This window comes from Streptomyces misionensis (assembly GCF_007896895.1).
GTDB classification, from domain to species: domain Bacteria; phylum Actinomycetota; class Actinomycetes; order Streptomycetales; family Streptomycetaceae; genus Streptomyces; species Streptomyces misionensis_A.
Genome location: NZ_VOGW01000187.1, coordinates 89,497 through 100,687, shown reverse-complemented (window position 1 = coordinate 100,687; position 11,191 = coordinate 89,497). Strand labels below are relative to the sequence as shown.

7 protein-coding genes are annotated in these 11,191 nt (G+C 71.6%); 3 read left to right on the top strand and 4 right to left on the bottom strand.

The features are described 5' to 3' along the window. Positions 1-106: 106 nt before the first annotated feature. On the top strand, positions 107-1,009 hold the full coding sequence (locus tag FRZ03_RS33050) for an LLM class flavin-dependent oxidoreductase (RefSeq protein WP_146468749.1): 903 nt from the start codon (positions 107-109) through the stop codon (positions 1,007-1,009). A gap of 109 nt (positions 1,010-1,118) precedes the next feature. Then, a complete protein-coding gene (locus tag FRZ03_RS33045) occupies positions 1,119-1,988 on the top strand; it encodes an HAD-IIB family hydrolase (RefSeq protein WP_186785753.1) in 870 nt (289 codons plus the stop codon). A 62-nt stretch (positions 1,989-2,050) separates the two neighbouring features. On the opposite strand, the gene cydD is transcribed toward FRZ03_RS33045, so the two are convergent. From cydD to hisC, 4 genes are all read right to left on the bottom strand, one after another. Next, positions 2,051-5,593: a thiol reductant ABC exporter subunit CydD gene (cydD, locus tag FRZ03_RS33040; RefSeq protein WP_186785752.1), complete on the bottom strand. Its 3,543-nt coding sequence runs from the start codon at positions 5,591-5,593 to the stop codon at positions 2,051-2,053. A 49-nt stretch (positions 5,594-5,642) separates the two neighbouring features. Continuing rightward, the gene (gene cydB / locus FRZ03_RS33035; RefSeq protein ID WP_146468746.1) at positions 5,643-6,647 is read right to left on the bottom strand and encodes a cytochrome d ubiquinol oxidase subunit II; all 1,005 of its coding nucleotides are present in this window, start codon (positions 6,645-6,647) and stop codon (positions 5,643-5,645) included. Between the two features lie 15 nt (positions 6,648-6,662). Next, positions 6,663-8,171, bottom strand: coding sequence for a cytochrome ubiquinol oxidase subunit I (locus tag FRZ03_RS33030; RefSeq protein WP_146468745.1), 1,509 nt, complete (start codon positions 8,169-8,171; stop codon positions 6,663-6,665). A gap of 343 nt (positions 8,172-8,514) precedes the next feature. Continuing rightward, a complete protein-coding gene (gene hisC, locus FRZ03_RS33025; protein WP_146468744.1) occupies positions 8,515-9,594 on the bottom strand; it encodes a histidinol-phosphate transaminase in 1,080 nt (359 codons plus the stop codon). Positions 9,595-10,012: 418 nt separating this feature from the next. On the opposite strand from hisC, the gene FRZ03_RS33020 reads away from it, so the two are divergent. Continuing rightward, the gene (locus tag FRZ03_RS33020) at positions 10,013-11,125 is read left to right on the top strand and encodes a LacI family DNA-binding transcriptional regulator (protein ID WP_146468743.1); all 1,113 of its coding nucleotides are present in this window, start codon (positions 10,013-10,015) and stop codon (positions 11,123-11,125) included. Positions 11,126-11,191 lie beyond the last annotated feature (66 nt).

Sequence of the window (11,191 nt, the reverse complement as noted above, 5' to 3'; positions counted from 1 at the left end):
CCCGCTCCGCGCGCTGCCCGCCGCCGTCCCCCCGCGCCACCTGCGCTTCCCGGGCCCCCGCTGACCCCGACCGCAGCACACCGCCCCACCGCTTACCCTCGAACGCATGAGTCTGCGTCTGAGCACCGTGATCCTGCCGTACCGCCGCTGGCACGAGGGCGGCCGCGCGGCCTGGGTGCGCGCCGAGCAGCTGGGCTTCCACACCGCGTACACCTACGACCACCTCTCCTGGCGCAGCTTCCGCGACGGCCCCTGGTTCGGTGCCGTCCCCACCCTGACCGCCGCCGCGGCCACCACCGAGCGGCTGCGCCTGGGCACGCTGGTCACCTCCCCGAACTTCCGGCACCCGGTCACCCTCGCCAAGGAACTGATCTCCCTGGACGACATCTCCGGCGGCCGCATCACCCTCGGCATCGGCGCCGGCGGGACCGGCTTCGACGCCACCGCCCTCGGCCAGGAGCCCTGGACCCCGCGCGAGCGCGCCGACCGGCTCGCCGAGTTCGTGCCGCTGCTCGACCGGCTGCTCACCGAGGACGCGGTGTCGCACGAGGGCCGCTTCTACTCGGCGCACGAGGCGCGCAACATCCCGGGCTGCGTGCAGCGCCCCCGGCTGCCGTTCGCGGTGGCCGCCACCGGCCCGCGCGGGCTGCGGCTCGCCGCGCGCCACGGCCAGGCATGGGTGACCACCGGCGACCCCAAGCTGTACGAGTCCGGCACCCCGGAGCAGTCCGTCGAGGCCCTGCGCGGACAGCTCGGCAAGCTGGCCGACGCCTGCGCGGAGGCCGGCCGGGACGTCACCGAGCTGGACAAGGTCCTGCTCACCGGCTTCACCCCGGACCGCGGCCGCCCGCTGACCTCCCTGGACGCGTTCGTGGACTTCGCCGGCCGGCACCGGGAGCTGGGCTTCACCGAGATCGTCGTCCACTGGCCCATCCCCGACTCCGACTTCGCCGCGGACCAGAAGGTCTTCGAGCGGATCGCCATGGAGGCCCTCGCCCAGCTGGACTGACGTGACCCGGGACACCTCGTGGGGTCCCAGGGACGCCCAGAGCGTCATCTGCGTCTCATCTGTGCGCAGTTCCGCACGCCCGTGCGGGCATATGCGCGAGAATGACCGAATGACCTCAGCGACCAGGCAACCCGGGACCCCCGACGCCGCGATCCGCCCGCGGCTGATCGCCACCGACCTCGACGGCACCCTGCTGCACGACGACAAGTCGGTCTCCCCGCGCACCGTCGCCGCCCTGGCCGCCGCCGAGGAGGCGGGCATCGAGGTCTTCTTCGTCACCGGCCGCCCGGCCCGCTGGATGGACGTGGTCAGCGACCATGTCCACGGGCACGGCCTGGCCATCTGCGGCAACGGCGCCGCCGTGGTCGATCTGCACGGCGGTCCCGGCGCCCACCGGTTCGTCAAGGTGCGCGCGCTCGCCCGGGACAACGCCCTGGACGCGGTGCGCCTGCTGCGCGAGGCCGCACCCGGCACCAAGTTCGCGGTCGAGCTGACCTACGGCTTCCACCAGGAGCCGGACTACCCCAAGCTCTTCGTCGAGAAGCCCGACTCCCTGCTGCCCGCCGAGGAACTGCTCGCGGCCGACGGCCCGGCCGCCGACCAGCCCGTGCTCAAGATCCTCGCCCACCACGCCTCGCTCGACCCCGACGCCTTCCTCACCCTGGCCCGGCTGGCGGTCGGCGAGCGCGCCACCGTCACCCGGTCCAGCCCCAGCGCCCTGCTGGAGCTCAGCGGTCCCGGCGTCTCCAAGGCCAGCACGCTCGCCCTGTGCTGCGCCGAACGCGGCATCTCGCACGAGGAGGTCGTCGCCTTCGGGGACATGCCCAACGACATCGAGATGCTGACCTGGGCCGGTCAGTCGTACGCCATGGGCAACGCCCACCCCGACGCCATCGCCGCCGCGACCGGCCGGGCGCCCGCCAACACCGAGGACGGCGTGGCGATCGTGATCGAGCAACTGCTCGCCCGGCACGCCTAGGACCGTCTTCCGAATCCTTCCGGGGGCGCGACGGCGGGCCGGCCGCGTCCCCGGGGGGAGCGTCACCGGACCGCCGCCAGGGACTCCGACTCCGCCTCCCGGCGCACCATCTCCCGCAGCGGTCCGTCCACCGCGGCCAGCTCCGCGTAGGGGCCCCGCTGCACCACGCGGCCCGCGTCGAGCACCAGCACCTCGTCGACCTCGTCCAGACCGGCGAGCCGGTGGGTGATCAGCAGCGTCGTCCGGTCCTCGGTGGCGGCCAGCAGATCGGCGGTGAGGGCGTCGGCGGTCGGCAGGTCCAGGTGCTCGGCGGGCTCGTCGAGGACCAGCACGGGGAAGTCGGCGAGGAGCGCGCGGGCCAGCGCGAGCCGCTGTCGCTGGCCGCCGGACAGCCGCGCCCCGTGCTCGCCGACCAGCGTGTCCAGGCCGTCCGGCAGCCCGTCCACCCAGTCCAGCAGCCGCGCCCGGGCCAGGGCCCCGCGCAGCTCGGCCTCGGTGGCGTCCCTCCTGGCCAGCAGCAGGTTCTCGCGCACCGAGCTGTCGAAGAGGTGCGCGTCCTGCGCGCACAGGCCGACCAGCCGCCGTACGTCGTCGCCGTCCAGCTCGCGGGCGTTCACCCCGGCGAGGGTGTACGTCCCCGACCGTGGGTCGAGGAACCGCAGCAGCACCTGGGCCAGGGTCGTCTTGCCGGCGCCGGAAGCCCCCACCACGGCGATCCGGCGGCCCTCCGCCAGGGTGAGGTCGAGCCCGGCCAGCGCCTCCCGCCGCTGCTCCTCGTACTGTGCGGTCAGCCCCTTGAGGACCAGCGGGAACGGTGTCGCGGGCGCCTTGCGGGGCCGCTCGGGCTCGCGCACCGGCTCGGGTGCGTCCAGTACCTCCTGGACCCGCTCCGCGCTGCGCCGCACCCGCTGCCGGTAACGGACGGCGAGCGGCAGCCCGAGTACGGCCTCGAAGGCGGCCAGCGGGGTGAGGACGACCACGGCCAGCGCCACCCCGCCGAGTCGTCCCGCCGCCACCGCCTGGACGCCGAGCAGCGCCGTGGCCATGACGGTCAGGCCGGAGACCAGCGCGGTGAGTCCGTCGCCGAGCGCGGTGACCGCGGCGGCGCGCGAGGCGATCCGGGTGAGGGTGCCGTCCGCCCGCCGGGCCGCGCCGACGCGGTCCGGCAGCGCGCCGGCCACGGTCAGCTCGGCGGTGCCGGTGAGCAGGTCGGTGACGCGGGTCGCCAGTTCACCGCGGGCCGGCGCCAGCCGTCGCTCGGTGTGCCGGGCCGCGGTGGCGGTCACCAGGGGGACACCGACGCCCGCCGCGAGCAGGCCCGCCGCGAGGGCGGCACCCGCCTCGGGCAGCAGCCAGGCGGTGAAGCCGACGGTCGCGGTGGAGACGAGGAGGGCGACCGAGGCGGGCAGCAGCCAGCGCAGCCAGTAGTCCTGGAGCGCGTCCACGTCCGCGACCAGCCGGGTGAGCAGATCGCCGCGGCGGGCGGTCCGCAGCCCGGCGGGTGCCAGCCGTTCGAGGCGCCGGTAGACGGCGACCCGGGTGTCGGCCAGCATCCGCAGCACGGCGTCGTGCGAGACCAGCCGCTCGGCGTAGCGGAACACGGCCCGCCCGATGCCGAACGTCCGTGTCGCCGTCACCGCGACCATCAGATACAGCACCGGCGGCTGCTGCGAGGCCCGGGAGATCAGCCACCCGGACGTCGCCATCAGCCCGACGGCGCTGCCGAGCGCGAGGCTGCCCAGCACCCAGGCGAGGCCCAGCCTCCCCCGCCAGGCCGCACCGAGCCCCCGGACCCGGGCGAGCGCGTTCCGCGCCCGCACCGGCTTCCCGGGCACTCGGGACACGGGGGCCGACTCGGCGGGCTCGGCCTCGGGCCCGGTGCCCGGCGTGGCGGACGGGCGAGGCCGGGGCTCCAGGGGGCGCGGCCCGTAGGCCGGGCCCGCGTCGCCGAGCGCGCCCACCGGTTCGGCGGACCCGAGCCGCACCACCCGGTCGGCCACCTCCAGCAGCGCGGGGCGATGCACCACCACCAGTACCGTGCGGCCGACCACGAGCCGCCGCACCGCCGAGACGACCTCGGCCTCGGTCACCCCGTCCAGCGCGGCCGTCGGCTCGTCCAGCACCAGCAGGGGCCGGTCCGCGAGGAACGCCCGCGCGAGCGCCAGCCGCTGCCGCTGCCCCGCGGACAGCCCTGCCCCGTCCTCCCCGAGCACGGTGCCGGCACCGTCCGGCAGCGCGTCCACGAAGTCCAGCGCCCCCGCGTCCCGCAAGGCCCGCCGCACCGCGTTGTCGTCCGCATCGGGCCGCGCCAGCCGTACGTTCTCCGCGATCGTCCCGGCGTAGAGATGCGGCCGCTGCGGCACCCACGCGATCCGCGAGCGCCACTGCTCCAGATCCAGCTCGGCGAGATCGACGCCCCCGATCCGCACCCGTCCGCGGGCCGGGCGCACGAAGCCCAGCAGCACATGCAGCAGCGTCGACTTGCCCACCCCGCTCGGCCCGACGAGGGCCACGGTCTCCCCGGGCTCGACGGTGAACGACACCTCGTTCACGGCGTCCGCGGAACGCCCGGGGTAGCGGACCGTCACCCCCTCGAAGGCCACCGCCCCCGACGGCACCGTGCCGCTCCCGGACGCCGGCACCGGCGTCTCCAGCACCGCGAAGATCTCCTCCGCGGCGGCCAGTCCCTCCGCGGCCGCGTGGTACTGCGCACCCACCTGACGCAGCGGCAGGTACGCCTCCGGCGCAAGCACCAGGATCAGCAGGCCGATGTACAGATCCATGTCGCCGTGGACCAGCCGCATGCCGATCGTCACGGCGACCAGCGCGACGGACAGGGTGGCCAGCAGTTCCAGCGCGAAGGAGGAGAGGAAGGCGATCCGCAGGGTCCGCATCGTGGCCTGCCGGTACTCACCGGTGATCCGGCGGATCGACTCGGCCTGTGCCTTGGCCCGGCCGAACACCTTCAACGTGGGCAGGCCCGCGACCACGTCCAGGAAATGACCCGACAGCCGGGACAGCAGCCGCCACTGCCGGTCGGTGCGGGACTGGGTGGCCCAGCCGATCAGCATCATGAACAGCGGAATGAGCGGCAGGGTGACGACGATGATCGCCGCCGACACCCAGTCCTCGGTGACGATCCGCGCCAGCACCGCCACCGGCACCACCACCGCGAGCCCCAGCTGCGGCAGATAGCGGGAGAAGTAGTCGTCAAGGGCGTCCACCCCGCGCGTGGCCAGGGTGACCAGCGAGCCGGTGCGCTGCCCGCCGAGCCATCCGGGGCCCAGCGCCGCCGCCCGGTCCAGCAGCCGGCCCCGCAGCTCGGACTTCACGGCCGCGCTCGCCCGGTGGGCGGCCCGTTCGGTGAGCCAGGCGACCAGGGCTCGGCCCACGGCCACCGCCGCCAACAGCAGAAGAGGAGTACGCAGTTCGGCGAGGGACCGTCCGTGCTGGAAGGCACCGACGACCACCTCGGCGATGAGCATCGCCTGGGCGATGACCAGCCCGGCACCGACGGCCCCCAGGCCGACGACCGCCACGAGGAAGAAGCGGGTGGCGCGGGCGTACCGCAGCAGACGCGGATCGACTGGTTTCACGTGAAACATGCCCTTCGGCCCAAGGGGTGTGTTTCACGTGAAACACACCCCGGCGGACTCAATGTGCGGCTTCGGCGATGTGCTGTGTGCCGATCCGCTTGCGGAACACCCAGTAGGTCCAGCCCTGATAGAGCAGCACCAGCGGAGTGGCGATCACCGCCAGCCAGGTCATGATCTTCAGGGTGTACGGGCTCGACGAGGCGTTGGAGACCGTCAGGCTCCAGTCCCCGTTGAGGGTGGACGGCATGACGTCCGGGAAGAGCGACAGGAACAGCATCGCCACGGCCGCCACGATGGTGAGGCCGGACAGGCTGAACGCCCATCCCTCACGCCCGAGGTGGTTCGCCGTCAGGGCGCCCACCAGGGCGACGACCGCCACGATCAGGGCGATGAGGCTCTTGCCGTCACCGCTGTGGGCCTGCGTCCACAGCAGGAAGGCCACCGCCAGCACGGCGGCGACGAGTCCGGCCCACCGGGCCAGCTGCCGCGCCCGCGTCCGGATGTCCCCGACGGTCTTGAGCGCCGTGAACACCGCCCCGTGGAAGGTGAACAGGCTGAGCGTCACCAGCCCGCCGAGCAGGGCATAGGGGTTGAGCAGGTCCCAGACGCTGCCGACGTACTCGAAGTGCTGGTCGATCTTGACGCCCCGCACGATGTTCCCGAAGGCCACACCCCACAGGAACGCCGGGAGCAGGGAGGTCCAGAAGATCGCCGTCTCCCAGTTGCGCTGCCAGTTCTCCTCGGGCCGCTTCGCCCGGTACTCGAAGGCGACGCCCCGGACGATCAGGCAGACGAGGATGAGGAGCAGGGGCAGATAGAACCCGGAGAAGAGGGTGGCGTACCACTCCGGGAAGGCGGCGAAGGTCGCGCCGCCCGCCGTGAGTAGCCAGACCTCGTTGCCGTCCCAGACCGGCCCGATGGTGTTGATGAGCACCCTGCGTTCGGCCCGGTCCCGGGCCAGCAGCTTGGTGAGGATGCCGACCCCGAAGTCGAAGCCCTCCAGGAAGAAGTAGCCGGTCCACAGGACGGCGATCAGGACGAACCAGACGTCGTGAAGTTCCATGACTGTCCCCTCGGCCTAGTACGAGAAGGCCATCGGCTTGTCGGCGTCACGGGTGTCGCCGCCGATCTTCGTGGGCGGGTTGAGGTCGTCCTCGGTCAGCTCGGGCGGCCCCGCCTTGACGTACTTCGCGAGCAGCTTGACCTCGACCACCGCGAGGACCGCGTACAGCGAGGTGAAGACGATCAACGAGGTGAGGACCTCACCCTGGGAGACACCGGGGGAGACCGCGTCCCTGGTCTGCAGGACGCCGTAGACGACCCACGGCTGGCGGCCCATCTCGGTGAAGATCCAGCCCCAGGAGTTGGCGATCAGCGGGAAGGCCATGGTCCAGGTCGCGATGCGCCAGAACCAGGGCGCCAGCTTGGGGCTGAGCGCCTTCTTCGGGAACAGCACCAGGTGCGGGATCTCGTCCTCGCCGACCCGCAGGTGCTGGGGCAGCATGAACTTCTTGCGGGTCAGCCACAGTCCGGCCAGGCCGATGGCGAAGGAAGCCATGCCGAAGCCGATCATCCAGCGGAAGCCCCAGAAGGCGACCGGGATGTTGGGCCGGTAGTCACCGGGCCCGAACTTCTGCTGCTCGGCCTTGTTGACGTCGTTGATCCCGGGGACCTCCGACGTGAAGTTGTCGTCGGCGAGGAAGGAGAGCAGGCCGGGTATCTCGATGGCGACCGTGTTGTGGCCCTTCTCGACGTCGCCGTAGGCGAAGATCGAGAACGGCGCCGGCTTCTGCCCGTCCCACAGCGCCTCGGCGGCGGCCATCTTCATCGGCTGCTGCTTGAACATGACCTTGCCGAGGGTGTCGCCGCTGACCGCGGTGAGCAGCCCGGCGATGACCACCGTGATCAGACCGAGCCGCAGCGAGGTCTTCATCTCGCGGATGTGCCTCTTGCGGGCCAGGTGGTAGGCGGAGATGCCGACCATGAAGGCGCCACCGGTCAGGAAGGCGGCGGAGAGGGTGTGGAAGGCCTGACTCAGGGCGGTGTTCTGGGTCAGCACCGCCAGGAAGTCGGTCAGCTCAGCGCGTCCCCGGGCCTTGTCGATCTTGTAGCCGACCGGGTGCTGCATCCAGGAGTTGGCCGCGAGGATGAAGTACGCCGACAGGATCGTGCCGATCGAGACCATCCAGATGCAGGCCAGGTGGATCTTCTTCGGCAGCTTGTCCCAGCCGAAGATCCACAGGCCGATGAAGGTGGACTCGAAGAAGAAGGCGATCAGCGCCTCGAAGGCGAGCGGGGCGCCGAAGATGTCACCGACGAAGCGGGAGTAGTCCGACCAGTTCATGCCGAACTGGAACTCCTGAACGATGCCGGTGACCACACCCATCGCGATGTTGATCAGGAAGAGCTTGCCCCAGAACTTGGTCGCCCTGAGGTACTTCTCCTTCTCCGTGCGGACCCAAGCCGTCTGCAGCCCGGCCGTGAGGGCGGCCAGGGAGATCGTCAGCGGAACGAACAGGAAGTGGTAGACGGTGGTGATGCCGAACTGCCAGCGCGCCAGTGTCTCCGGCGCCAAAGCCAAGTCCACGTCGTCACTCTCCTTACTACGCCGTGGTACTGCGGCGATTCGCCCCGACTGTCACGTACATACGGGGCAAACGGGACGCGCTTGTGAACGCGTTCACATTCACAAGCCATTATGGCGCACCGGTTTTCGGCCAGGAAGTCCGGGGTCGTCCTCTTGCCCCTCAGTCAAGATCCCCATGGCCCGAACCCTGTCCCCAGGAAGGGGCCGTTGGGCGGGCATGGATCTTCCGGCCCGCGGACAGCCCCCGCCGCGAGCTGCACAGATGCCCCCGAAAGCGCTGTTTCACGTGAAACGGGCGCCCGGCAGAGCCGGGCGCCCGTGATCTTCTCCGGTGTGAGCCGGACTACATCTCCTTGTGGAACGCCTCCGCCACCTTCAGGAAGATGTCGTTCGCCTCGGCCTCGCCGACCGTGACCCGGACTCCCTCGCCCGCGAACGGCCGAACCACGACCCCGTGCTCCTCACAGGCCTGAGCGAACGCGGTCGTCCGCTCCCCGAGCCGCAGCCACACGAAGTTGGCCTGCGTCTCCGGCACCGTCCATCCTTGCGCGCGCAGCCCGTCGACCACACGCGTGCGCTCGCAGACCAGCGAGCCGACGCGGCCCAGCAGCTCGTCCTCCGCCCGCAGCGAGGCGATCGCCGCCTCCTGCGCCAGCTGGCTCACCCCAAAAGGCACCGCCGTCTTGCGCAGTGCCGCGGCCACCGGCTCATGGGCGATCGCGAAACCGACCCGCAGCCCGGCGAGGCCGTACGCCTTGGAGAACGTCCGCAGGACGCAGACATTGGGGCGCTCCCGGTACAGCTCGACGCCGTCGGGCACCTCGGGGTCGCGGATGAACTCCCGGTACGCCTCGTCCAGCACCACCAGCACATCCCGGGGGACCCGGTCGAGGAAGCGCTCCAGCTCGGCCCGCCGCACCACCGTGCCGGTCGGGTTGTTGGGGTTGCAGACGAAGATCAGCCGCGTCCGGTCGGTGATCGCCTCGGCCATCGCGTCCAGGTCGTGCACATCACCGGACGTGAGCGGCACCCGCACCGACCGGGCCCCGCTGATCTGCGTGATGATCGGGTACGCCTCGAAGGACCGCCAGGCGTAGATCACCTCGTCGCCGGGACCGCTGGTGGACTGGATCAGCTGCTGCGCCACGCCGACCGAGCCCGTGCCGGTGGCCACATGGGCGGCCGGCACTCCGAAGCGCTCCGCCAGCTCCTGTGTCAGGGCGGCGCACGACATGTCCGGGTAGCGGTTGAAGGAGGCGGCGGCCGCGGTCACGGACTCCAGCACACCGGGCAGCGGCGGGTAGGGGTTCTCGTTCGAGGACAGCTTGTAGGCGACCGGCCCGTCGGCCGCGGCCGGCTTGCCCGGCTTGTAGGTGGGGATACCCTCCAGCTCGGCGCGCAGCTTGGGGCTCGTCTCGCTCACCGCAGTCCTCCTCGCGACCACCGGCGGACCGTCACACCACCGGCTTCCAATACTGCTCACCATATGAGGATTCGGCTCCGCTGAGTATGGGTCGTGGGCAAACCTCATGGATCGCGGCGGCAACACGGGCATCGCGCCATGAAGGCACCGGTTTCGGGGGGCGCACCGCACATATATCTACGCGCCGGTGGCTTACGCCCTGGCGCGCATCACCCGTGAAGGTGAGTTGAGACCTCTTCGAAACATCGGACCATTGGCAGGCTCATCCGGGCCGTCACGCCATGTCTTGCAAAGAAAGCGCTCAACTACCTTTCAATCACAGGCAGTTGACCCCAAACGGCCATGCAGAAACGTGCCTGTCAACGAGTGCATATGCGTCCGCGCTACCCCACCGCATGAGCCCTACTATCGGCTCGCCATGACAGCAGCAGGGAAGCACCAGGTGAGCCGCGCGGAAACCTCACGTCGAGGCAGCAGGCCGGGCCGGGCAGGCATCAGGGACGTGGCCGCCGCCGCCGGCGTCTCCATCACGACCGTCTCCGACGCCCTCAACGGCAAGGGCCGGCTCCCGGATGCCACCCGGCGCCACGTCCGCGAGGTCGCCGACCGGCTGGGGTACCGCCCCTCGGCCGCCGCCCGCACCCTCCGTACCGGCAAGTCGGGCCTGATCGGCCTGACGGTGACGACGTACGGGGATGAACCTTTCACCTTCACCGAGTTCGCGTACTTCGCCGAAATGGCGCGGGCCGCCACCTCGGCCGCGCTCGCCCGGGGCTACGCCCTGGTCATCCTGCCCGCGACCTCCCGCCACGACGTGTGGTCCAACGTCGCCCTGGACGGCACCGTCGTCATCGACCCCTCCGACCAGGATCCGGTGGTCAGCGAACTGGTCCGCCAGGGCCTGCCCGTCGTCTCCGACGGCCGACCGGCCGGCGCGCTCCCGGTCACCGCCTGGGTCGACAACGACCACGAGGCCGCCGTCCTCGGCATCCTGGACCACCTCGCCGCCGCCGGCGCCCGCCGTATCGGCCTGCTCACGGGCACCTCGACCGACACGTACACCCACCTGTCGACCACGGCCTACCTGCACTGGTGCGAGCGGGTCGGCCAGGACCCGGTCTACGAGACCTATCCGGCGCACGACCCGTGCGCGGGCGCCGTCGCGGCCGACCGGCTGCTCGCCCGCCCGGACCGGCCCGACGCCGTCTACGGCCTGTTCGACCCCAACGGCACCGATCTGCTCGCCGCCGCCCGCCGCTACGGGCTGCGCGTCCCCGAAGACCTGCTGCTGGTGTGCTGCAGCGAGTCCACCGTGTACGCCAGCACCGAGCCGCCCATCACCACGCTCTCCCTGAAGCCGCGCCGCATCGGCACGGCCGTCGTACAACTGCTCATCGACGCCATCGAGGGCGTGGAGTCGGAGCAGCCGGTGGAGCAGGTGATACCGACCGAACTGATCGTCCGCACGTCCTCCCAGCGGCGGCCCCCGCGCACCACGGTCAGCCCGCCGCGCACCCCGGACGACGCGTAGCACGGGCGGCACCAAGGCTCCGGGAAGGGCCCTCGGGCCCACGCCGCCCGGACCGCACACGGCCGG

What these genes read in the sequence shown, in the direction of transcription:
- cydB (WP_146468746.1), bottom strand. Translation starts at nt 6,647, where the DNA reads ATGGAACTTCACGACGTCTGGTTCGTCCTGATCGCCGTCCTGTGGACC.
- FRZ03_RS33045 (WP_186785753.1), top strand. Translation starts at nt 1,119, where the DNA reads ATGACCTCAGCGACCAGGCAACCCGGGACCCCCGACGCCGCGATCCGC.
- cydD (WP_186785752.1), bottom strand. Translation starts at nt 5,593, where the DNA reads ATGTTTCACGTGAAACCAGTCGATCCGCGTCTGCTGCGGTACGCCCGC.
- FRZ03_RS33050 (WP_146468749.1), top strand. Translation starts at nt 107, where the DNA reads ATGAGTCTGCGTCTGAGCACCGTGATCCTGCCGTACCGCCGCTGGCAC.
- FRZ03_RS33020 (WP_146468743.1), top strand. Translation starts at nt 10,013, where the DNA reads ATGACAGCAGCAGGGAAGCACCAGGTGAGCCGCGCGGAAACCTCACGT.